The organism is Streptomyces sp. NPDC017448 (assembly GCF_044330565.1).
GTDB lineage: Bacteria > Actinomycetota > Actinomycetes > Streptomycetales > Streptomycetaceae > Streptomyces.
Genome location: NZ_JBIRLM010000019.1, coordinates 117,886 through 139,799, shown reverse-complemented (window position 1 = coordinate 139,799; position 21,914 = coordinate 117,886). Strand labels below are relative to the sequence as shown.

The window sequence follows — 21,914 nt, the reverse complement described above, 5'->3', positions numbered from 1 at the left end:
AGGCAGCAGGCCGCCCACGACGGCTTGACCTTCCGGTCGCCCGCGCGCGTACAGACGCCGACAGTTCGACGCTGGGCCCTGGTCACCTCGGTGTCTCCTGTCCCATGACTCCACGGTAGCCACGCCGCACTCAGCGCACCCGTCGCGGCGACCTGCCGCACAGCGACAGGAGCGGCCAAAGCCCCCTCCTTCTCCCCTCGACGCGTCGAATAGGTGGCGGCGCCCCGGGCCCCCCGCCGGGTGGAGTCCGGCGGCACTCCGCGTCGGGGCCCTTACTGATCGTTTCAGAATGAGTTCGACGTAGGGCTTGGCGATCGGGTGTGGTGGCGGCAGAGTGGTTCGGGTGTCGGATGATCTTGTGCCTGATGACCTTTGGGAACGTGTCGTAGGGATTTCGATCACCGGACCACGCCCGGACGAGCCGCGCGCCCGGCCGGGCCCTGTCGTCGGTGCCCGCACCGGTGCGAGGGGCCGCCCGGGCGCGAACGCGCCTCCCCCCGCGCCCACTCGGTGGCGACGAGGCGCTCCCCGCACCCGGTCTCGGCGGGGAGAAGCCGAACGGACAAGGACGGCTCGGGAGGCATCCGTGTCCAGGAGGGGGCAGAGCGCGGGCCCGGGGCCTGACCGGCCATGGGCCGGGCGCCGGGCGCCGGTCAGCGTGCCGTCGAGGGTGCGGCGAGGTGCCACCCCCGTGCCCGGCGGCGCTCCCGCCAGAAGCGGGCGTACCGGCCGTCACGCGCGATGAGGTCGTCGTGGACACCCTCTTCCGCGACCCGGCCGTCGCCGAGCACCACGATGTGGTCCGCCTCGCGCAGGGTGTGCAGCCGGTGCGCGATCACCAGGACGGTGCGGTCGCGCGCCAGCGCCGCCATGGCTTCCTGCAGGGCGTGCTCGTTCTCGGCGTCCAGGGCGGCGGTCGCCTCGTCGAACAGCACGATCGGGGTGTTCTTGAGCAGGGCGCGCGCAATGGAGATGCGCTGCCGCTCCCCGCCGGAGAGACGGCTGCCTCCCTCTCCTACGGGCGCGTCCCAGCCCCCCGGGAGACGGTCGGTGATCTGGTCGACGCGCGCGGTGCGGGCCGCTGCCTGGACCTCCTCGTCGGTGGCGTCCGGCCTGCCGAGCCGTACGTTCTCCAGGATCGTCCCGTCGAAGAGGTAGACGTCCTGGAAGACCGCCGAGATGACGGACGTCAGCTCCTCGGTCGTCATCTCGCGCACGTCCACCCCGCCGATCCGTACCGCGCCCGCCTCCGGGTCGGAGAACCGCGCGATCAGCCTGATCACGGTCGTCTTGCCGGCGCCGGAGGGCCCGACCAAGGCCGTCATCCGGCCCTGCGGCACCCGCATCGACAGTCCGTCGAGGACCGGGGAGCCGTGGTACCCGAAGCGCACCCCGTCGAGTTCGATGTCGGTGCCCTCAGGACGGCGCGAGGTCTCCGGCTCGGGCAGTGTCGGGGTGTCGATCAGCTCGTTGATCTCGGTCAGCGCGTTCTGGGCGACCCGGATCGCGCCGCCCAGTTCGGAGGTGAGCATGATGGGTTCGACGAACCGGGCCGACAGCACGAGCAGCGCGATGAACTCGGCCGCGTCCAGCGACCCTCCGAGCGCCAGCCGGGTTCCCAGGGCGAGCAGCAGGAGGAACGACGCCTGCGCGATGAAGGCGGTCCAGAGGAGGCCGGACATACCGGCGCGCAGCATGCCGCGGCCGGCCGCGTGCTGCACGACCAGTGAGTCGTCGAGGGCGGCGTGCCCCTGGGCCGTACGTCCGAAGGCGCGCAGCACCGGCTGGGCCCGGGCGAACTCCACGATCCGCACCGCCGCGTCGGAGTGGACGCGGTCCGCCTCCCGGTCGGCCGCCGCCATCGCGCGGCCGGCGCTCCGGTACACCAGCGCCACCGCGGCCCCGGCGACGGTCATCGACAGGGCCAGCCGCCAGTCGAACAGGAACACGGCCAGCACCACGACGGCGGGGGTGACGAAGGTGTCGACCAACTGGTGCAGCAGGTGGGCGGGGACGCCCATGATGTCGACCACCCGCTGGGACGCGAGGCGGCCGAGCTTGCCGACCCGGTCGGGGGTGAACCAGGCCTGCGGGAGCTGGGCGACCTTGTCACCGATGCGGTGGTGCAGGTCGCGGCTCATGTCCGCACCAGCACCGTAGCCGGCCAGCGTCGCCGGGTAGCTCACCGCCGCGTAGGCGAGCCACAGCACCGCGAGGGCGAGCACCCACGGCCAGGCGTGTTCCGGCCGGTCGCCGAGGAGTTCGCGCAGGGCGGGCACGAGCATGACGAACGCCACGCCCTGGAGCACGGCGGCGACGGCGAACCGGGCGAGCAGCCGGCGCAGCGCACGGTCGTGCTCGGGCCCCAGTGCGGTGAACAGTCCACGGATCATCGCCCCTCCTCCTTCGTCGGGCCGCCGGTGAGGACCGCCGGGTGGTCGCCGTCCCCGGCGCCCGCCCGCTCCTGCAGGCGCCACATCCGCGCGTACCGTCCGTCCGCGGCGAGGAGTTCCTCGTGGGTGCCCTGCTCGACCGTCCGGCCCTGTTCGAGCACGACGATGCGGTCGACGCCGACCACGGAGGCCAGCCGGTGTGCGACGACCAGCACCGTGCGCCCGACCGCCAGTTCCGACAGGGCGTCCTGGACCAGCGCCTCCGACTCGGGATCGGCGTGGGCGGTCGCCTCGTCGAGCACCACGATCGGGGTGTCCGCGAGGATCGCGCGGGCGACGGAGAGGCGTTGCGCCTCGCCGCCGGAGAAGCGGACCTCCATGCCCACCATCGAGTCGTAACCGTGCGGCAGTTCCTCGATGCGCCGGTCGATGGCGGCCGCCCGGGCGGCGCGGCGCACCGTCTCCTCGTCGGCGTCGGGGCGGGCGAGCCGGATGTTGTCCCGCACGCTGGCCTCCAGCAGGTGCACGTCCTGAAGGACGAAGGACACCAGCCGGTACAACTGGTCCGGCGCGATGTCCCGCAGGTCGACTCCGCCGGCCTTCACGGTGCCGGCGGTCGGGTCGAAGAACCGCGGCAGCAGCTTCGCCAGGGTCGACTTGCCCGACCCCGACGTCCCCACCAGAGCGGTGACGGTGCCGGGTTCGAGGACCAGGTCGATGCCGCTGAGCACCGGCCGGTCCACGTCGTAGGCGAACGCGACGCCGGACATCTCCACCCGGACGCCGCCGTCGGTCTCCGGGACGCGCGTCGCGTCGGGGACGGCGAGTTCCGGCGCGGTGAGCAGGGCGCCCACCCGCTCGGCGGCCGATCCGGCCAGCTCCATGTCGTGGCCGTGGAAGTCGAGGGCCTGGAGGGGCGCGGCCACGCTCAGGCCGAGGACGGCGAACGGCAGCAGGTCGAGCGGGTCCAGGGAGCCGGAGGTGATGAGCGCCGTGCCCCCGACCAGGACGGTCAGCAGGATGGTGACCGGCCCGAGGATCAGCGCCGAGGCGGCGGTCGCCCGGTACCCCTGGGAGATCCAGGCGAGGAAGAACGTCGTGAAGTCGTCGGCGGCCCGGGCGTACTGCTGGTGCGCGCGCCGGGCCTGGCCGAACATCTTGACCACGGCGATGCCCTCGACGAACTCGACGACCCGGGAGACGATGCGCTCCTGGGCCTCCTCATAGGCGGCGGTCTGCGCGTCCAGCGTCATCATCATCCGGACGAACAGGCCGACGCCCACGGCCAAGGGAATCATCAGGACCAGCGCCATCCGCCAGTCCACCGCGAACAGGTAGACGAGCGTCGCGAGGGGGGTGACCACGCTCGCGGTGAGGTTCAGCAGGGAGTGGGCGACCAGGTGGTGCATCGTGTCCACGTCGTGCTGGACGGCCTTGCCGATGCCGCCCGCTCCCCGGTCGGTGAACCACCCGAGGGGCACCCGGCCGAGCCGGTCGACCAGCCTGCGCCGTACCGAGAGCTGGAAATCCAGGTCCGCGGCATGGGCGATCGCGCCCGCCGCCGTGTTCAGTACGAGCCACAGCAGCAGCGCGCCGCCCGCCACACCGGCGACCTTCCACGCCGCGCCGTCGTCGACGGGCCCCGCCACCAGGAGCACCCGGGCCAGTTCCGCCACCGCGGCGAACGGCACCACGGCGACCACCGCGGCCACGGCCTGTAACCCGACGGCCGCCGTCAGCCGCGAGCTGACAGGACGCAGTAACTCTCCCAGCCCGACCGTTTCCCGCGGCGGTTGCGTCCGCCCTGTTTCTGTCATGCCCTGCCACCTTCCGTCGCCTTTCCGGGACCGCTCCGGCCGACGGCCGCAGCAGGTGGAACGGGTTCCCGGGCGGTGCCCCCCGCCCGTCACGGGGCGGGGCCGCCGACCGGCCCCGGGCGTACGACCGGACAGGCCGAGGCGCCCGCACGCCAACGTACCAATAAACAGGTCGATCGACCCGTTTTTGCTCCGGAGAGGTACCGTCACCTTCAACAAGCGCGTCGGACAACGCCGTTGAAGGACGTCATGGCGCTGACCGCTTCTCGGAAAACCCAGCACGTCACACACCGGCGTGCACGCCCCCGACGTCGGCAGGGGGCAGAGGGCAGGACGAGGGGGTGATGGCTGCGCCGGCTACCCCGAGCGCGGCACCGAGGAAGGCGAACGCCGACGAAGCGGCCGGAAACGAGACCGATGTGACGTGGCATCAGCCATGGCGTGCGGTGACGTCGCCACGGTGGGACCATCGGTGGAGTGAGTACGGGGGCGCGCTCGGCTGAGTCATCGGCCTCACGCCCGGCGGCGGGGGACCGGCGAGGATCGGGGCATGGACTCTCGCACCTACCACGCCCTCTACGGACCGGCCCGCCTCGCTCCTCCGCCCCGGCGTACCGGCGTGGTGCTCCTCTCCGCCGGGCTGTGGTTGCTCACCTCCCTGTCCGCCTCCTGGCTGGCCTTCGTGGTCGGGATGTCCACTCTGTGGGCCGCGGCGGAGGGGGCGCCGATCGGCGGTTTCCTGTTGGGCTGCTCCGCGGCCCTGTGCGGTGGCACGGGTGCGCTCGTCGCGGTCTGCCGGGCGCCGGCGGTGCGGCGCATGTCGGGCGAGACGCGCAGCCTCCTCCTGGGGGCCCTGGCCTGTCCGGTCCCCCTGGCCCTCTCGATCGCCGCGCTCTCCGCCATGTGACCCGCTCTGCGGGCCGCCGGGGCGCGCCCCCGCCCTGAAACGCAAAAAACCCCACGTGATGTGGGGTTTTCAGCTGGTGTCCGAGGGGGGACTTGAACCCCCACGCCCGATAAAGGGCACTAGCACCTCAAGCTAGCGCGTCTGCCATTCCGCCACCCGGACCGGGTGTGTCGTTCGCGGCGTGTTCCCCGCGGCGACATGGAAAACAATACCAGGGGTTCGGCGTGCCCTTCACCCGCATATCCGGTGGTCAGTGCGGTACGCGGGGCGGAAGCCGCCCGGCTCCCCGGTCCGGGCCCGCCGGCTCCCCGGTCCGGGCCCGGGGCGGGGCCACCTTCGCGTCCATGAGTGATCGCGGCTATCGCCGGCCCCGCCCGCTGTCCCCGCTGCGCGAGCATCTGCGCGACACGTTCTGGTCCGCCCCGACCCTGGGGTTCGTCTGCGTGTTCGTGCTGGGGTTCGTCGCCTCCGAGCTGGACGACACGCTCGTCGCGCTCCTCCTGCGGGAGGGGGCGTACGACCAGCTGGCCGACCTCATCGCGTTCTCCCAGGACACCAGAACGGTGGTGACCACCATCGGCTCGGGGGTGATGACCTTCATCGGTGTGGTGTTCAGCATCTCGCTGGTCGCGGTGCAGATGGCCGGCGGCCGGCTCACCCCCCGCGTGGTGCGGATCTTCGTCCGGAGCCGGATCAGCAAGCTCACGCTGACGGTGTTCCTGGCGACGTTCCTGGTCTCGCTGCTCGTGCTGTCTTCGTACGAGGGCGAGACGGACCCGCGCCGCATGGTGTCGGTCCCCCTGGTGCAGAGCTTGCTCATCCTGCTGCTCGTGGGCACGAGTCTGCTGCTCTTCGTCGTCCACATGAACGCGATGCTCCGCCTCATGCAGGTGGGGCCGGTCGTCGACCGGATCGCCCGCGGCTCTCCCCGGGTGGTGGGCAGGATGCCGCCAGGATCGCGGGGCGAGGAGCACCCGGGGCCGGAGACCGCACGGGTGCTGTACGAGGGGCGGGCCGGGGTGCTGCGGGACGTGAACACGGCGCGGCCGGTCAGGGCCGCGCGGCGGCAGGGCGTCGTACTGCGGCTCGTTCCCCGGATCGGGGACTTCGTCGTACCGGGTACGCCGGTGCTCGCCGTCCACGGCGGGGCCGCGCCGCCGCGCCGCCGGTCGCGGACCGCGGTCTCCGTCTCGCCGGAACGCACCCTGCACCAGGATCTGGCGATGGCGGGGTTCGACGATCTGCTGCTGATCCTCCCCGAGAGCCGCCGAGCGGCGCTGGGGGCACCCGGCAGGGGCACCGGCGGGAGGCGCCCCGGCGGGGCGCCTCTCTGTTCTTCGTCAAGGCAGCTCTGTCCGGTTGATAACGATGTCCAGGGGGGTGCCGGGGCTCGGGACGACGAGGGTCTGCTCGTCGAGGGCGTCGATTTTCTCGGCGCCTCCGTCGGAAGGGGCTCCGCCGACGAGCCAGTACTTCGGAGTCGGGGATCAGCCCGCCCCCAGCGCGTCGATGAGCTCCCGTGAGTATCCGGCTTCGAGGAGGGGGGCGCGGACGTCGCGGTCGAGGTCGGGGAGATAGCCGAACAGGACGTCGGCGGGGCCGGTGATCTCGACCTCGCCGCAGACCGCGGGCAGCAGGAGGGTGTCGGCCCGGCCGAGTTCTTCCGCCCAGGCGCCCGAACGCACGTGGACCGGGGTGCCGACGTTGGAGAGCACCTGTGCGGTGGAGAAGGAGTGGTGCAGCGGCTCGGCCGTTCCGGCCCGCCAGCGTTCCAGGGCGAAGTAGGGGCTTGCGCACAGGAAGACGCGCTCGACCCCGTCGCCGACGGCGATCCGCAGGCCGGGGGTGAAGTCCGGCCGCGTGTGCAGGTTCACTTCCCGCATCAGCATGTCGAGGTTCGCGTCGAACTCCGCGTCGTCCACGGAGGAACCGTCCTCCATGTTCCAGCGCATGGCGTGCTGCTGGATGTCGGAGGTCTGCTCGATCTCGTAGACCAGAATCTCCGGACCGAAACTGTGCGGGGTGCCGCCGGGCACGTAGAGCGTCTCCCCGGCCCGTACCGGCAGGCGGCGGAGAACGGCGTCGAAGTCCTGCGTCTCCAGCGCGGTACGCAGGCGGTCCGGTGTCACCCCTTCCTTGACGCCGCAGAGGGCCGACGCGCCGGGCGCGGCGTCGAGGATGTGCCAGGCCTCGGTCTTGCCGTTGGGCTGGTCCTCCAGCCGTCGGGCGGCCTCGTCGTCGGCGTGCAGATGCACCGGGAGGGAGCCGGCGGCGTCGATGAACTTGGTCAGCAGGGGGAAGTACTCGCCCGACCACCCGGCGCCCATCAGTTCCTCGCCGTGGGCGGCGGTGACCTCGCGCAGTGTCCGTCCGGCCAACGGTCCGTCGACCACGACGCCGACGGCGCCCGTGACGTCGCTGCACTCCCACGTCTCCGCGATGCTCCAGTCCGGGAGTCCCCGCTTGCCCAGGCGGCGGGCGATGGCGTGGCCGCCGAAGACCAGCGGCTTGGCCGTGACGGTCAGCCGCAGCGGGTGGAGGCCCATGGCTCGGCCGCTCACAGGATCGGCTGCCCGCCGGTGACGGCGATGCGGGCCCCGGAGACGTAACTGGCCTCGTCCGAGGCGAGCATCACGTAGACCGCCGCCAGTTCGGCCGGTTGGCCCGGTCGTCCGAGCGGGACCTGCGATCCGAAACTCTCCACCTGGTCCGGCGGCATGGTCGACGGAATGAGCGGCGTCCAAATGGGGCCCGGAGCAACGCTGTTGACGCGGATGCCCTGGGGGCCGAGCAGTTGCGACAGAGACCCGGCCATGTTGGCGATGCCCGCCTTGGTGACGTTGTACGGGAGCAGTTGGGGCGGCGGGGAGTCGGAGTTCACCGAGGTGGTGCCGATGATCGACGAGCCCGGGCCCATGTGGGGGAGGGCGGCCTTGGTCAGGTGGAAGAAGGCGCTGAGATTGATGGCCAGGGTCCGGTCCCACTCCTCGTCGGGGATGTCCTCGACGGAGTCCCGGGTCATCTGGAACGCGGCGTTGTTGACCAGGACGTCCACCCGGCCGAACTCCTCCACCGCCGTGCCGATGATCGAGCGGCAGTGGGCCGGATCCGCCACGTCGCCGGGGACCAGTACGCAGGTGCGGCCCGCCTCCTCCACCCAGCGTTTGGTCTCCTGCGCGTCGTCGTGTTCGTCGAGGTAGGAGACCAGCACGTCCGCCCCCTCGCGGGCGTAGGCGATCGCCACGGCGCGACCGATGCCGCTGTCCCCGCCGGTGATCACCGCCGCCTTGTCGGTCAGCCGTCCCGACCCGCGGTAACTCCGCTCGCCGTGGTCGGGCTGCGGGGTCATCGCGGCGGTGGTGCCGGGCGGCGACTGCTGCTGGCGGGGCTGGGACATGATGCCTCCCGAAGTCCTGTCGGGCGGGGCCGGGGGGTGGCGCGTGGCCGTCCGGAGGGGGTTCCGGGCACCGGGCCGCCCCGACCGGGCCTCCCGACCTCTCGTGCGGGCCGGATTCCGTGCACCATCCATGCTCGCCCACCGGCCGAGGGCCCGCCACGCGAGAACGCACGCGCGGGCGTGCGGGTACGTTCGCGGCCTCGGCGGCTAACACATGTAAGCGTCCCGAACCCCCCGCGCGCCTTGGGCCGGACGATCCCGGCCGGCTTGGGCACGGCGCCCTTCGCGTCGGTCCTGGCCTCGCCGGGCCCGGAGACCGGCGGCCCTCCGGCAGGGCCGCGAAGAAGCCCCTGGGGCGGCCCCGTGGGAGGTGGGGCCCGCGGCGCCCGGTCCGCCGGAGGTTCCGGCGGACCGGGCGCCGCGGGGCGGCCGGGGGTCAGTCGCCGCAGCGGCCCGAGCGCAGGGCGTGCAGGTGCTCGCTGGACTTGCGGGCGAAGGCGAGGGAGTCGACCGGGTTGTCGTGCTCGGTCTGCCAGTGGTGGTAGCTGCGGCCCCGGTGGGTGCGGCCGGTGACCTCGGACAGGAACGTCTTGTAGTCGATGTCCCCGTCACCGACGTCCGCCATGCGGTAGCCGTCGCGCGCCGTGTCGTCCCGTACGCCGTCCTTGACGTGGAACAGCGGGTAGCGGTCGGGGTGCTTCATGACGTACTTCAGCGGGTCGAGCGGGGCCGGGGTGCCGTCCACGCGCTTGCTGAAGCGGAACTGGGCGCAGTACGCCCAGTAGATGTCCATCTCCAGGTAGACGAGGTCCGGGTCGGTCTCGGCCAGCAGCACGTCGTAGAGGCGCACGTTCGGCCGGTCGGTCGCGAAGGAGAACTCCTCGGCGTGGTTGTGCTGGTAGAACTTCATGCCGCGCTCGCGGGCGGCGGCGCCGTACGTGTTGAAGTCCTCGGCCGCCCGTTTCCAGCCGTCGACCGTGGCCCCGTAGCGGAACGGGCCGGAGGCCGTGCCGATGTGCTTGAGGCCGAGGGCCTGGGCGTCGTCCAGGACCTTCTCCAGGTTCTGGGCGAAGGTGTAGGCGCCGGGGTTGTCGTCGTTGTAGTAGCCGACGTGGCTGCCGATCGGGTTGAGGCCGTGGTCCTTGGCCAGCCGCTTGAGCTGGGCCAGGGTGAGGGGGCCCGCCGAACCCTGGGTGTAGCCGGCGAACTCGATCTCGTCGTAGCCGTACCTCTCCAGTTCGGAGAAGACGGGGCCGAAACCGAGCGTGGAGACCTGGTCGCGGAGGCTGTACAGCTGGATGCCGAGGCGGCCGGGGGGCAGGACCGGCTTGCCCTTGCCGTGCCCGTGGCCGTGCCCGTGGCCGTGAGCGGGACCGGCGGCCTGGGCGCTCGCGGTGCCGACGATGGTGGCGGCGGTGGCTCCGGCGGCGACGCCGAGGACGGCGCGGCGGCTCAGTCTGCGGGCGAGTTCGGTGTCCTTGGAGGTGCGGCTCATGTTCGCGTGACTCCCTCGGGTGACATGGGTGACAGGGGGTGGGCGGTGCGGCGCCGGGCGTTGTCAGTGCAGTCCGGCAAGCTGGAGGAGCAGGGACTTCACTTCGGTGGCCCTGACCCGTTCGGTGAACGCGTGGGGGGTGGAGCAGAGGATGAGCGGACCTTCGTCGTCGCTCTCGGGGAGGCGGCCGTGGCTGCCGCGGACGGGCGAGGGGTCCAGGGGGACGACCGCCATGCGGTAGCGCAGGCCGAGCTTCTTGCGGGCGACCACCGTGACTGCCTTGACCCGGACATAGGGGTCCTGGGGGTCCATGAACAGCTCGACGGGGTCGTAGCCGGGTTTGCGGTGGATCTCGACGAGCTGGGCGAAGTCGGGGGCGCGGGCGTCGTCGAGCCAGTAGTAGTACGTGAACCAGGCGTCCTTCTCGGCGACGGCGACCAGTTCGCCGGAGCGGGGGTGGTCCAGGTGGTGGGTCTTCTTGCCCTCGTCGTCGAGGAGCTGCTCGATGCCGGGCAGGTCCGCGAGGGCGGCCCGGACCGCCGCCAGGTCCTCGGGGCGGCGTACGTAGACGTGGGCGAGCTGGTGGTCGGCGACGGCGAAGGCCCGCGAGGCCATCGGGTCCAGGTACTCCATGCCGTCCTGGGTGTGGACCTCCAGCAGGCCCGCCCTGCGCAGGGCGCGGTTGATGTCGACGGGCCGGTCGACGCGGGTGATGCCGTACTCCGAGAGCGCGACGACGGTGCGTCCCTCGGCGCGGGCGTCGGCCAGCAGCGGGGCCATCGCCCGGTCGAGGTCGGCGGCGGCCCGGTGGGAGCGGGGGTCGTCGGGGCCGTAGCGCTGGAGGTCGTAGTCGAGGTGCGGCAGGTAGCAGAGGGCGAGGTCGGGGGTGCGGGTGGCGATGACGTGCCGGGTGGCGTCGATGATCCACTGCGAGGAGACCAGGTCGGCGCCGGGGCCCCAGAAGTGGAAGAGGGGGAAGGTGCCGAACTTGTCGGTCAGTTCGTCGTGCAGGGCGGGGGGCCGGGTGTAGCAGTCGGGTTCCTTGCGGCCGTCGGCGTAGTAGACGGGCCGCGGGGTGACCGTCCAGTCGGTGTCGGCGCCCATCGCGTACCACCAGCAGATGTTGGCGACGGTGTAGCCGGGGTGGGCGCGGCGGGCGGCGTCCCACAGTTTGTCGCCCTCGACGAGCCCGTTGTGCTGGCGCCAGAGCAGGACGTCGCCGAGTTCGCGGAAGTACCAGCCGTTGGCGACGATGCCGTGTTCGGCGGGCGTGGCGCCGGTGAGGAAGGTGGACTGGGCGGCGCAGGTGACGGCGGGCAGCACGGTGGAGAGGGGCGCCTTCGTGCCCCGCTCCCCCAGGGCCCGGAGGTTCGGCATGTGGGCCAGGAGCTGGGGGGTGAGGCCGACGACGTCGAGGACGAGGAGGGGGGTGGGGCCGCTCCCGTCCCCCGCCCGCCGCGGACCGGCCGTGCTGTCCGTGCTGTCCATGCTGTCCGAAGGGTCCGAGGGGTCCGAGGGGTCTGTGCTCTCCGGGGTCATGGCAGCTCCTTGAGGCCGAGGTCGACCAGGAGGTCGCGGACGAGGGTGAGTTCGGCGGCGATGCCGTCGGCGAGCTGGGTGCGGGTGCGGGGCCGCAGTTCGGCGGGCAGGGCCTGCCAGGTGTACGTCTCCACCTCCAGGTGGCGGGTGAGGGGCACGGACCCGCCGACGAGCCGGGTGAGCGCGTCGCGGAGCACGGGGAGCGTCGAGGTCAGCGGGGGCGCGGGGGGCGCGTGCAGCGGTACGTGGAAGTGGGCGCGCCAGGGAGTGGAGTCGGGCAGCGCCCGTCCGGCGACGGCTTCGTCCAGGTCGTCGGTGCCGCGCAGTCCGGCGGCCGTGCTCGTGCGGGTCTGGTGCAGGAAGCGGGGCTCGGCGAAGGCGGCGAGCGCGGCGCGGACCTCGGGCAGGTGGGGGTGGTCGGCGTGGAGGGCTGCGGAGAGCTGGGACTTGACGACGCGGATGCCGGCGGCGGCCAGGGCGTCGAGTGCGGTGCCGGGGTCCTCGAAGGAGGTGGCGAGGTGGCAGGTGTCGACACAGATGCCGATGCGGTCGTGGCCGACGTCGGTAAGCGGGGCGATGGCGTCCGCGGTGGTCTCCACCGTGCAGCCGGGTTCCGGTTCGAGGCCGACGCGGATGGACTTGCCGGTCAGTTCGGCGAGGGCGTCGAGGCGTTGGGCGAGCGTGGTGAGGGCGGCGCGTGCGGTGCGGGCGGCCTCGGGGTCGCCGTCGTAGGGGGTGCGCCAGGCGAGCGGCAGGGTGGAGACGGTGCCCTCGGTGGCGTCGTCGGGGAGCAGGGCGGCCAGGAGGCGGGCGAGGTCGGTGGTGTGGGCGAGGCGGGCGGGTTCGGTCCAGTCGGGCCGGTAGACCCGGTACTTGACCTCGTCGGCGCCGAACCCTTCGTACGGGAAGCCGTTGAGGGTGACCACTTCGAGGCCCCGGCCGTCGAGTTCGGCGCGCAGGGAGCGGAGTTCGGCGGGGTCGTTGATCAGGGCGCGGGCGGCGTCGCGGGCGAGCCAGAGGCCGACGCCGAGCCGGTCCCGGCCGAGTCGGCGGCGGACGGGTTCGCAGTGGTCGCGGAGCTGGGCGCGGACCCCTTCGAGGGTTTCGGCGGGGTGGACGTTGGTGCAGTAGGCGAGGTGGACCGTCGAGCCGTCCGGATGGCGGAAGCGCATGGCCGCCTCACTCCCCGCCGCGCAGGATGGAGTTGCCCTCGTGGAGTGCGTCGGGGGCCGGGGCGTCCAGCTGGAGGCGGCCGCTTCGGCCGTAGAAGGCGACCGGGTTGCGCCACAGGACCTGGTCGACGTCGTCCTCGGTGAAGCCGGCCCCCAGCATGGCGTCGGCGACCTTGCGGGTCGTGAGGGGGTCGCTCTTCCCCCAGTCGGCAGCCGAGTTGACGAGGATCTTCTCGGTGCCGTGGTCCTTGAGGACGGCGACCATCCGGTCCTCGTCCATCTTGGTGTCCGGGTAGATGGAGAACCCGGCCCAGCAGCCGCTGTCGAGGGCGGGCCGCACGGTGGTCTCGTTGAGGTGGTCGAGCAGCACGGACTCGGGGGCGAGGTTCGATTCGCGGACGACGTCGATGGTGCGGTGGAGACCGGCGAGCTTGTCGCGGTGCGGGGTGTGCACCAGGGCGGGCAGTCCGTGGTCGGCGGCGAGTTGGAGCTGCGCGGCGAGGGCGTGGTCCTCGGCGGGGGTCATGGAGTCGTAGCCGATCTCGCCGACGGCGACGACGGAGTCCTTCACGAGGTAGCGGGGCAGCGCGTCCAGGACGGGGGTGCAGCGGGGGTCGTTCGCCTCCTTGGGGTTGAGGGCGAGGGTGCAGTGGTGGGCGATGCCGTACTGGGAGGCGCGGAAGGGCTCCCAGCCGAGGAGCGCGTCGAAGTAGTCGAAGAAGCTGGCGGGCGAGGTGCGGGGCTGGCCGAGCCAGAAGGAGGGTTCGACGAGCGCGCGCACGCCCGCGTCGTACATCGCCCGGTAGTCGTCGGTGGTGCGGGAGGTCATGTGGATGTGGGGGTCGAAGATGCGCATCAGGACTCCTCCGTGGTGGCGGGGACCGCGGCCGGCGGCCCCGGGCGGCCGTCCTCGTCGGGCGGGGCGGTGAGGGCGAGGACCGTACGCAGGTCTTCGGGGACGGGGCGGCCGGCGGCGGTGCGCTCGGCGGCGAAGTCGTGGAGCATGCGGGCGAGTTCGGCGTCGCCGCGGGCCCTCTCGCCGAGCCGGGCGACGGCCGCGACCGGTACGCCGGTGAACAGGCATTTCAGTACGGCGTGGCGCCAGGCGTGCGGGGCGAGGCGGTCGGCGGCGTAGGGGCCTACGGCCGCGGCGACCAGCCGGGTGTCGTTGGTGCGCAGGGCGTCCTCGACGAGAGGGAGGGCGGTGTCGCCGAGGTCGAGGAGGTGCAGGGTGAGCAGGACGGCCCGGCGTTCGGCGGCGGTGCCCTGCTCGTAGAGCCGGATGAGGGAGGCGAGCGGGGCGCGGGCCTCGACGAGCAGGAGGGAGCGCACGGAGTCGGCGTGTTCCGGACCGCAGTGCCGTCCGGCGGCGGCGTAGCGCAGTTCCCACGGCGGGGAGGCGTACGGGCTCGCCGCCGAGGGGGGAGTACCGGTCGCGGCGTCGGCGGGGGCGCCGGTGCGGGCCGCTTCGTGGGCGGCCTCCGCGAGGGCTTCGTCGAGCCAGGCGCGGGCGGCCCCGCCGAGTTCGGCGTCGAGCTCTTCGCGGGACGTCAGCACGGGGCGGCCCCCTTCGACGGGGTGGCGCGGTCCGGGACGTCGCGCGTCGTGGCCCCCCGCGTCATGGCGGCGCGCAGGAAGCCGATGGAGGTGCGGGCCAGTTCGGGTCCGGCGTGCGCGTGGCGGGGCAGTTCGACGACGGTGAGGCCCCGGTACTCCGATGCGACGAGGGCGGCGAGCACGGGCGGGAAGTCGATCTCCCCGTCGCCGAACGGGAGGTGCTCGTGGACGCCGCGCCGCATGTCCTCGATCTGGACGTGCCGCAGCCAGGGGGCGGAGTCCTTGACGCACTGGACGGGTGAGGCGTCCTCCAGGCACTGGCAGTGGCCGATGTCGAGGGTGAGGCCGAGCGGGCCCGGGTCGCCGAGGAGACCGCGCAGGTGGTGGAAGTCGGCGAGGGTGGCGAGGAGGTGGCCGGGCTCGGGTTCGACGGCGAGGGGGATGCCGGAGCGGTCGGAGGCTTCGAGGACGGGGGCGAGTGCCTCGGTGAGCCGTTGCCAGGCGGTGTCCGCCGGGGTGCCGGGCGGGGTGATGCCGCTGAAGCAGTGGACGGCGTGCGCGCCGAGTTCGCCGGCCACGTCGACGGCGCGGACCAGCAGCGCGGTGCGGGCGGCGCGGGCGTCGGGGTCCGGGTCGAGGAGGGAGGGTCCGTGTTTGCGGCGCGGGTCGAGGACGTAGCGGGCGCCGGTCTCCACCGTGACCCGCAGGCCCAGGGAGGTGAGCCGGCGGTGCACCTGGCGGGTGCGCTCGGCGAGGTCCGGGGCCAGGGGGTCCAGGTGCATGTGGTCGAGGGTCAGGCCGACGCCTTCGTACCCGAGGTCGGCGAGCAGGCCGAGGGCGTCGTCGAGGCGGAGGTCGGTGAGTCCGTTGGTTCCGTAGCCGAGGTGGAGGGTCATGTGGGGCTCACCTTCCGGGCGAGGCTGCGGGCGAGGGGGACGAGCCCCATGACGGCGAGACCGGCGCCGGGCGACCCGGCGCGGGCGGCGAGCGCGGCCTGGAGCGGGATCATGGCCCGGATGCCCCCGCCGACCGCCCGCTGGGTCAGCGGTGGTGACGGATGCAGCGCGGCGTGCAGGAGGGGCGGGGCGGCGGTGCGGAGGTAGGCGGCGGTGAGCCCGATGGCCAGGAGGCGGTCGGGGCGGGCCGCCGCCCGGCCGAGCGGGTCGCGGAGGCGGGCGGAACGTGCGGGGCCCGCGCCCGGGGCGGTCGGCCGGCTCCCTCCGGGCCGCGGGGCGGGACCGGTGCGGGCGGGGCGTGTCGCCGCGGGGGGAAGGCCCGTCCCGGTGAGGCCGGCGCCGGGAACGGCAGACGTCGTGCCCGCGGTCGCTCGCGTCGTACCGGTCGCGGCTTGCGCCGGTCCGGTCGCGGAGTGCGCCGGTCCGGTCGCGGAGTGCGCCGGTCCGGTCGCGGAGTGCGCCGGTCCGGTGATGATCGTCGTGGAGCGGGGGCTGCCGGGCGCGCGGCCCCGCCACCGCCACTCCCCCAGGACCGCCGCCGCGAGCACCGTCGTCGTGGCGAGCACCGCCAGCGGTGTGCCGGTGGAGCCGCCCTGCGCCTCGTGGCGGGAAACGGCGGTGACGCCGTACGTGTGCGCTCCGAGGACCAGCGCGGCGGGCAGGGCCGGGAGCGCCGCTGCCAGCGCGTCCGGCAGGGGGGCGGTCTTCGAGGCCGCCCACCCGCCTCCGGCAACGTTGTCGAGCGGACCGCCGCCACGCGCCGTTCCGGCCGGTGCGGGCCCCTCGGCGCCTGTTGCCGTCGCCGTCGCCGTCGCGCCCAGCAACAGGTCCAGCGAACGCGCCGCTGCCATCGCCGCCGGACCCGCCTTCGTGTGCTTCAGACGAAGGTCGTAGGCCCAGACCGTGGTGGCCAGCCCCGTGGCGACGGTCAGCGCGGGACGTCCGGCGCCGGCCGCCAGGGCCAGGCCCGCGGCGGTCAGCGCCCCGGCCGCGCCCAGGGCCGCCGCCGGGCTGACGCGGCCCGACGGGACCGGCCGGTGCGGGCGGTCCACGGCGTCCTCGTCGCGGTCGGCCCAGTCGTTGAGCGCCATGCCGGCCTCGTACAGGCAGAGCGACGCGCCGATCGCCAGGGCGGTGGACCGGCCGGGCCGGCGGCCCACCGCCGCCGCGCCCGCCAGGGCGTCCCCGGGTACGGAGAAGAGGGCGGAGACGCGCAGCAGTTCGGCCCACGCCCGCAGGCGCTCCCGGGCCGTGGCCCGCTCAGGGGCCGGGTCGCGCCCGGCACCCGCGCCCGGCCGGTTCGGCCCGGGGCCCGCGCCCCGGTCGGACCCCGTGCCCCGGTCCGTACCGGCCTGCGCGCCCCGTGCTCCGTTCCGTCCCGCGGGGGCCGGTCCGGGCCTGTCCGGTGGGGGCGCAGTCCCACCCGCACCGGACAGGCGGTCTTCGGCCACGGCGGGTTTCCCCACGCCGTGCGCGTAGCCGTTGCGCCGCCCGTCCGGGGCGGCCGACAGGGCCGGGGCCGGCGCGGCGGGCAGCAGCCTCCGCCGCCGCCTCACGCCCGGCCCCGCAGCCGCTCGGCGAAGGCGAGCAACGTGGCGTACTGCTCGGCGAGCGCCGCCGGGGCGCCGCCGTCCGGGTCCTTGAAGTAGAAGCCCAGCTCCGGCAGGGGGCCGCCGATCCCGACCTCGTGGGCGCGGGCGAGCAGCCGCGCCAGGTCCAGCACCAGCGGGGCCGCGAGAGCCGAGTCGCAGCCCTGCCAGATGGTCTGGAGGACCATGCGGGAACCGAGGAAGCCGTCGAAGGCGATGTGGTCCCAGGCGGTCTTCCACTCCCCCATGGCGGGCACGTCGTCGATGTGCACCTCGCCCTCGGGGGCGGTGCCGAAGGTGTCGGCCAGAACGCGTTCCTTGCCCGCGTTCTTGGCGGCTGCCGCCGCCGGATCGGCCAGCGCCGCCCCGTCGCCGCCGCCCAGCAGGTTCGACCCGGACCACGCCCGTACGGCGAGGGCGCGCTGGAGGAACATCGGGGCGAGTACGGAGCGGAGCAGCGTCTGGCCGGTCTTGCCGTCGCGTCCGGCGTGGGGAAGGCCGCCGGCGGCGACGGTGTCGGTGAGCGCGGGGGTGCGCAGTCCGGTGGACGGGGTGAAGTTGGCGTAGGCGCAGCCGGCGCGCAGCGCGGCGGCCGCGTAGAGGGAGCTGGCGGGCAGCCGGGTGTCGTCGGGCCCGGGCGCGGGTTCGGTGGAGGCGACGTTGACGACGACGGTGCGGGCCAGGCCGTGGCGGCGGGTGAAGTCGGTGAGGTCCGCGGTGAACGCGGCGATGAGTTCCCGGTCGGTGCGGGTGTCGCCGGGGAGCGGTCCGCCGGGCCGGATCTCGACGTCGGCGGCGTCGAGTTCGGCACGTACGGCGGAGGGGAGGCCGTGCGGGAGTACGCCGCCTTCCGCGAGCGCCTCGGCCCGCTTGGACAGGGGGCAGTCGAGGGTGTCGTGGCCGCCGAAGACCAGGTCGGTCAGGGCGGGCAGGCCGCTGTCGGCGAAGGGGGGCGTCTCGGTGACCATGCCGGTCGGCGGGTGCAGGCCCGCGGCGATGGCGGCGCAGCCTGCCGTGGCGGTGGTCGCCACGGAGCCGCGTGCTCCGATGAACCAGACACCGGTGCGTCCCGGGGTTCCCGCGAGGCCCGGGGCCCCGGAGGTGAGCGGGGTGCCGGATCGGCCTGGGGTGCCGGATCGGCCTTCACGGTCGGCGTGAGCGGTCACGGACTGCCTCCCTGGGGCGGGTGGGTCGGGGTGGGGGACGGCGGGCGGGGAAGGTGCGTGCTTCCCCGCCCGCCGCCGGCAGGGGCGGCCGCCCTACTTCGGGGGCAGCTCCTTGAGTTGGATGTTGCGGAAGGACACCTGGTCGTCGGCTCCGTGGTTCTGGAGGCCGATGTAGCCGTCCTTCAGGCTGCGGGCCGGGTCGGTGTTGGTGAAGTCGTTGATCTTCGCTCCGTTGAGGAAGACCTGCAGACGTTCGCCCTGGACCTTGATCTCGTAGCTGTTCCACTGTCCCGGCGGCCGCAGGACGCGGTCACGGGCCTTGATGTCGGCGGATTTGAAGGTGTAGACGGCGCCGGTGGTGCGGTCGGCGGCGTCGGTGGCGTCGATCTGGATCTCGTACCCCTTGTTGACCGCCGACCAGGGATCGTCGGACTCCGGGAAGCCCACGAAGACACCGGAGTTGTCGTCGCCGGCCATCTTCCAGTCGAGCTTGAGCGAGTAGGACCCCAGCTCCTTGGCCTGGTAGGTGAGCAGGCCCATGCCGCCCTCGGAGTGCAGGGCGCCGTCCTTGACGGAGAACTTCCCCGGACCCGCCTGCTTCCAGCCCTCCAGCGTCTTGCCGTTGAAGATCGCCCGGTGGCCGGTGTCCGGCTTGCAGTCGGCCTTGACCTGGCCGGTGGCGTAGCGCAGCCCGCCCAGGACGTGGCTGCGGAAGGCCGGTTCGGCGTAGGACTCCTTGGTGTGGCCGAGACCGGTGTAGAAGGAGCGGCCGCCCTGGTAGCTCTGGCACCAGGAGATCGGGTGGTCGCCCTTCATGTTGCCGCCGGTGTAGGTGGTCTCGTCCAGGGTGGCGAGGACCTTGGCCTTGTCCCGGGGGTTGGTGCGGTAGTTGTACCACTCGTCGGTGCGCTGCCACTCGTCCTCGAGGTGGGCGGTGGCGGGGTGGTCGTGGTCCTCGACGCGGACGGTGGCGGGCTGGATGTGCGGGTGGGAGTCGAAGTGGGCTCCGACGAGGCCGCCGTAGAACTCCCAGTCGTACTCGGTGTCGGCGGCGGCGTGGATGCCGACGTAACCGCCGCCGGTGGCCACGTAGTTCTCGAACGCCTTCTGCTGCTCGGCGTTGAGGACGTCACCGGTGGTGGAGAGGAAGGCGACGGCGTCGTAGCGGGCCAGGTTGCTGGTGGTGAACTGGGCTGCGGACTCGGTGGAGTCGACCGTGATGTTCGCGCCCTTGCCGAGCTCCTTCAGAGCCGCGACGCCCGCCGGGATCGAGTCGTGGCGGAAGCCGGCGGTCTTGGAGAAGACCAGGACGCGCTTGGCCGTCCGGTCGACCGGAGAGTTGAAGAGTTCGAAGTCGTCGACGTCGTAGAGCGCGCCGGAGCCGCCCTTGAAGACAAGGAAGAGTTCGGTCTGCTTCTTGGGGGCGCCGCGCAGCGGGATGTCGATGTCCTGGAAGGTGTCCCAGCTGCCGGTCACCGGGACGGGCCCGGAGCCGAGGATCTTGCCGGTGGGCGATCCGGTGCGCACTTCGAGGAAGCCGCCGGAGCCCGCCGAGGAGATACGGGCGGTGAGCTTGGTGGTGCCGCCCAGGACGTAGGTCTTGAAGGAGATCCAGTCGTCGTTGTGGATGTCCCCGACGGTCTTGCCGCCGTGGGCGCTGGACTTGCTCGGCGTGGTGACGCCGAAGGAGGCGTCGTAGTGCTCGGCCTGGCGGTGCCGGGGCTGGAGCCGGGAGGCGTCCTTGCCGGTCAGCTTGGCCTGGCCGCCGCCGTTGTCGGTGTAGGAGGCCGAGATGCCGCCGTAGATGTTGGCGTTGGGGTCGTGGCCGCCTTCCATGGCGGTCTTGATGGTGCCCTCACAGCCGTGTTCGGTGGTGATGTCGTGGCCGTGGCTGTCGTGGCCCAGGGTGAACTTGACCTCGACCTTGGTGCAGTCGATGGCGCCGTCCTCCGGGTCGGTGACGTTCACCTTGAACGGCACGGCGTCGCCGAAGGCGAAGAGCTGCCCGTCCTCGGGGAGTACCAGTTCCACGGTCGGGGCGGTGTTGCCGACGGTGACGTGGACGCTGGCGGAGCCGGTGCGGCCGGTCGGGTCCTTGGCGGTGACGGTGGCGGTGTAGGCGCCGTTCTTCTTGTACGTGTACGTGGGGTTGGCGGCGGTGGACGTGCCGCCGTCGCCGAAGTCCCAGGAGTAGGTCAGCGGGTCGCCGTCGCCGTCCGCCGTGCCGGCGGAGGAGAACTTCACCTTCAGCGGGGCGGTGCCCGACGTCTTGTTCGCCGAGGCCTCGGCGATGGGCGAGCGGCCTCCGGTGGCGTTCTCGATGCGGTACAGGGCGGAGTTCTCGTCGCCGCCGAACCAGGCGAGGCCGTAGTCGAGGACGTACAGCGCCCCGTCCGGGCCGAAGGCCATGTCCATGATCTGGGTGCCGGACCACGGCACGTCGTTGATGGAGTGGACGGCGCCGTCGGCGTCCTGCTCGATGCGCTTGATCCACTTGCGGCCGAACTCCCCGGCGAAGAAGTCGCCGTCGTACGCCTCGGGGAACTTGACCGGGGAGTCGAGGGCCGCGTCGTAGCGGTAGACGGGTCCGCCCATCGGGGACTCGGAACCGCTGCCGAACTCGGGGACCGATCCGCCGTCGTAGGGGATCCACGCGGCCTGGGCCGGCGGCAGGTCGACCAGTCCGGTGTTGTGCGGGGACTCGTTCCTGGGGGCGGCGCAGTCGAAGGCGGCGCCGGACGTCTTGGTGGCGAAGTCGTAGTCGGTGTACGGCTCGTTGGCGCCGACGCAGAAGGGCCAGCCGAAGTTGGCGGCCTTCGTCACGCGGGCGAACTCGACCTTTCCGGCCGGTCCGCGCTGGGGGTCGGCCGCGCCCGCGTCGGGTCCGTAGTCACCGACGTACAGGATGCCGGTGGCCTTGTCCACGGAGAAGCGGAAGGGGTTGCGGAAGCCCATCGCGTAGATCTCGGGGCGCGTCTTGTCCGTGCCCGGCTTGAAGAGGTTGCCCTCCGGGATGGTGTACGAGCCGTCCTCGGCGACCTTGATGCGGAGGATCTTTCCGCGCAGGTCGTTGGTGTTGCCCGAGGTGCGTCGGGCATCGAACGCCGGGTTGCGACCCGGGCGTTCGTCGATCGGGGTGAAGCCGTCGGAGGCGAAGGGGTTGGTGTCGTCGCCGGTGGAGAGGTAGAGGTTGCCCTCGGCGTCGAAGTCGATGTCGCCGCCGACGTGGCAGCAGGTGCCGCGCGAGGCGGCGACGTCCAGCACCTTCTTCTCGCTGGCGGTGTCGAGGGTGCCGTCCTCCTTGAGGACGAAGCGGGAGAGCCGGTTGACCCCCTCGAACTTCGCGAAGTCGGCGGGGGTGCCCGTCTCGGGGGCGTCGCCGGCGGGGGTGTCGAGCGGGGGCGCGTAGAAGAGGTAGATGGCCCGGTTCTTCGCGAAGTCCGGGTCGACGCCGACGCCCTGGAGGCCCTCCTCGTCGTGCGTGTACACGGGGATCGTGCCGGAGATCCGGGTGTTGCCGGCGCTGTCGGTGATCCGCAGCTCGCCGCCGCGCGAGGTGTGCAGCACGCTGCGGTCGGGGAGGACGGCGAGCGACATGGGTTCGCCGGTCTCCGCCGCGCCCTTGGCGAGGGTGACCTGCTGGAAGTCCTCCGCCACCGGCTCGTCCCGCGCCGGGTGGGCGAGGGCTCCGGGGGCGGAGCCGAGGGTGAGGGTCGCGGCGGCGAGCAGGCCGCCGGTGAACAGCGCGAGCGTCTTGCGGACGCGGGTCCGGGCCAGGAGCCGCTTTCTTGTTCTGTGCACGTAGGTCCTCCGGAGAGTGCCGGTTGTACGGGCGGGTGAAGCCGTGCCGTGCCGCGCGGGGACTGCCGCGCGTGCGACGCCGGGGACGGGAGCGACCCCGGCGACGCGAGTCATGTCGTGTACAC

14 protein-coding genes, 1 tRNA gene and 1 pseudogene are annotated in these 21,914 nt (G+C 73.0%); 2 read left to right on the top strand and 14 right to left on the bottom strand.

From position 1 onward, the window contains the following. Positions 1–653 precede the first annotated feature (653 nt). A complete protein-coding gene (locus ACH4K1_RS26680) occupies positions 654–2,393 on the bottom strand; it encodes an ABC transporter ATP-binding protein (RefSeq protein WP_398092092.1) in 1,740 nt (579 codons plus the stop codon). After that, positions 2,390–4,105, bottom strand: coding sequence for an ABC transporter ATP-binding protein (locus ACH4K1_RS26675; RefSeq protein WP_398092090.1), 1,716 nt, complete (start codon positions 4,103–4,105; stop codon positions 2,390–2,392). The genes ACH4K1_RS26680 and ACH4K1_RS26675 overlap by 4 nt, the downstream gene beginning before the upstream one ends. A gap of 655 nt (positions 4,106–4,760) precedes the next feature. Here ACH4K1_RS26675 and ACH4K1_RS26670 point away from each other — a divergent pair. Next, positions 4,761–5,117: a hypothetical protein gene (locus ACH4K1_RS26670; RefSeq protein ID WP_398092088.1), complete on the top strand. Its 357-nt coding sequence runs from the start codon at positions 4,761–4,763 to the stop codon at positions 5,115–5,117. Positions 5,118–5,191: 74 nt separating this feature from the next. Here ACH4K1_RS26670 and ACH4K1_RS26665 read toward each other — a convergent pair. Beyond that, positions 5,192–5,279 (bottom strand) — tRNA-Leu (locus ACH4K1_RS26665). A gap of 182 nt (positions 5,280–5,461) precedes the next feature. On the opposite strand from ACH4K1_RS26665, the pseudogene ACH4K1_RS26660 reads away from it, so the two are divergent. Further along, a pseudogene (locus ACH4K1_RS26660) lies at positions 5,462–6,340 on the top strand (DUF2254 family protein); the annotation flags it as partial. Between the two features lie 264 nt (positions 6,341–6,604). On the opposite strand, the gene ACH4K1_RS26655 reads toward ACH4K1_RS26660, so the two are convergent. The 11 genes from ACH4K1_RS26655 to ACH4K1_RS26605 form a co-directional block, all read right to left on the bottom strand. Further along, the gene (locus ACH4K1_RS26655) at positions 6,605–7,678 is read right to left on the bottom strand and encodes a type I phosphomannose isomerase catalytic subunit (protein WP_398092086.1); all 1,074 of its coding nucleotides are present in this window, start codon (positions 7,676–7,678) and stop codon (positions 6,605–6,607) included. After that, positions 7,675–8,514 (bottom strand): SDR family oxidoreductase, encoded by an 840-nt coding sequence (locus ACH4K1_RS26650; protein WP_398092085.1) that lies wholly within the window; start codon positions 8,512–8,514, stop codon positions 7,675–7,677. The genes ACH4K1_RS26655 and ACH4K1_RS26650 overlap by 4 nt, the downstream gene beginning before the upstream one ends. 436 nt (positions 8,515–8,950) lie before the next feature. Further along, positions 8,951–10,009, bottom strand: a complete 1,059-nt coding sequence (locus ACH4K1_RS26645; protein ID WP_398092083.1) for a sugar phosphate isomerase/epimerase family protein — start codon at positions 10,007–10,009, stop codon at positions 8,951–8,953. Between the two features lie 63 nt (positions 10,010–10,072). Beyond that, positions 10,073–11,497: a nucleotide pyrophosphatase/phosphodiesterase family protein gene (locus ACH4K1_RS26640; protein ID WP_398092119.1), complete on the bottom strand. Its 1,425-nt coding sequence runs from the start codon at positions 11,495–11,497 to the stop codon at positions 10,073–10,075. Between the two features lie 47 nt (positions 11,498–11,544). Next, a complete protein-coding gene (eboE, locus tag ACH4K1_RS26635) occupies positions 11,545–12,720 on the bottom strand; it encodes a metabolite traffic protein EboE (protein WP_398092081.1) in 1,176 nt (391 codons plus the stop codon). Positions 12,721–12,727: 7 nt separating this feature from the next. After that, on the bottom strand, positions 12,728–13,576 hold the full coding sequence (locus ACH4K1_RS26630; protein WP_398092080.1) for a TatD family hydrolase: 849 nt from the start codon (positions 13,574–13,576) through the stop codon (positions 12,728–12,730). Further along, positions 13,576–14,277 (bottom strand): EboA domain-containing protein, encoded by a 702-nt coding sequence (locus ACH4K1_RS26625; protein ID WP_398092078.1) that lies wholly within the window; start codon positions 14,275–14,277, stop codon positions 13,576–13,578. Before ACH4K1_RS26625 ends, ACH4K1_RS26630 begins: the two co-directional genes overlap by 1 nt. Continuing rightward, complete coding sequence (locus ACH4K1_RS26620; RefSeq protein WP_398092076.1) at positions 14,271–15,173, bottom strand: sugar phosphate isomerase/epimerase family protein; 903 nt, start codon at positions 15,171–15,173, stop codon at positions 14,271–14,273. The genes ACH4K1_RS26625 and ACH4K1_RS26620 overlap by 7 nt, the downstream gene beginning before the upstream one ends. Next, positions 15,170–16,789, bottom strand: a complete 1,620-nt coding sequence (locus ACH4K1_RS26615) for an SCO3242 family prenyltransferase (RefSeq protein WP_398092075.1) — start codon at positions 16,787–16,789, stop codon at positions 15,170–15,172. The genes ACH4K1_RS26620 and ACH4K1_RS26615 overlap by 4 nt, the downstream gene beginning before the upstream one ends. After that, the gene (locus ACH4K1_RS26610; RefSeq protein ID WP_398092074.1) at positions 16,786–17,988 is read right to left on the bottom strand and encodes an inositol-3-phosphate synthase; all 1,203 of its coding nucleotides are present in this window, start codon (positions 17,986–17,988) and stop codon (positions 16,786–16,788) included. The genes ACH4K1_RS26615 and ACH4K1_RS26610 overlap by 4 nt, the downstream gene beginning before the upstream one ends. A 93-nt stretch (positions 17,989–18,081) precedes the next feature. Then, positions 18,082–21,789, bottom strand: coding sequence for a ThuA domain-containing protein (locus ACH4K1_RS26605; RefSeq protein WP_398092073.1), 3,708 nt, complete (start codon positions 21,787–21,789; stop codon positions 18,082–18,084). Positions 21,790–21,914: the final 125 nt, after the last annotated feature.

Coding starts and splice junctions, on each gene's coding strand:
- ACH4K1_RS26680 (WP_398092092.1), bottom strand. CDS start 2,393: ATGATCCGTGGACTGTTCACCGCACTGGGGCCCGAGCACGACCGTGCG.
- ACH4K1_RS26670 (WP_398092088.1), top strand. CDS start 4,761: ATGGACTCTCGCACCTACCACGCCCTCTACGGACCGGCCCGCCTCGCT.
- ACH4K1_RS26650 (WP_398092085.1), bottom strand. CDS start 8,514: ATGTCCCAGCCCCGCCAGCAGCAGTCGCCGCCCGGCACCACCGCCGCG.
- ACH4K1_RS26645 (WP_398092083.1), bottom strand. CDS start 10,009: ATGAGCCGCACCTCCAAGGACACCGAACTCGCCCGCAGACTGAGCCGC.
- ACH4K1_RS26640 (WP_398092119.1), bottom strand. CDS start 11,497: ATGGACAGCACGGACAGCACGGCCGGTCCGCGGCGGGCGGGGGACGGG.
- eboE (WP_398092081.1), bottom strand. CDS start 12,720: ATGCGCTTCCGCCATCCGGACGGCTCGACGGTCCACCTCGCCTACTGC.
- ACH4K1_RS26630 (WP_398092080.1), bottom strand. CDS start 13,576: ATGCGCATCTTCGACCCCCACATCCACATGACCTCCCGCACCACCGAC.
- ACH4K1_RS26620 (WP_398092076.1), bottom strand. CDS start 15,173: ATGACCCTCCACCTCGGCTACGGAACCAACGGACTCACCGACCTCCGC.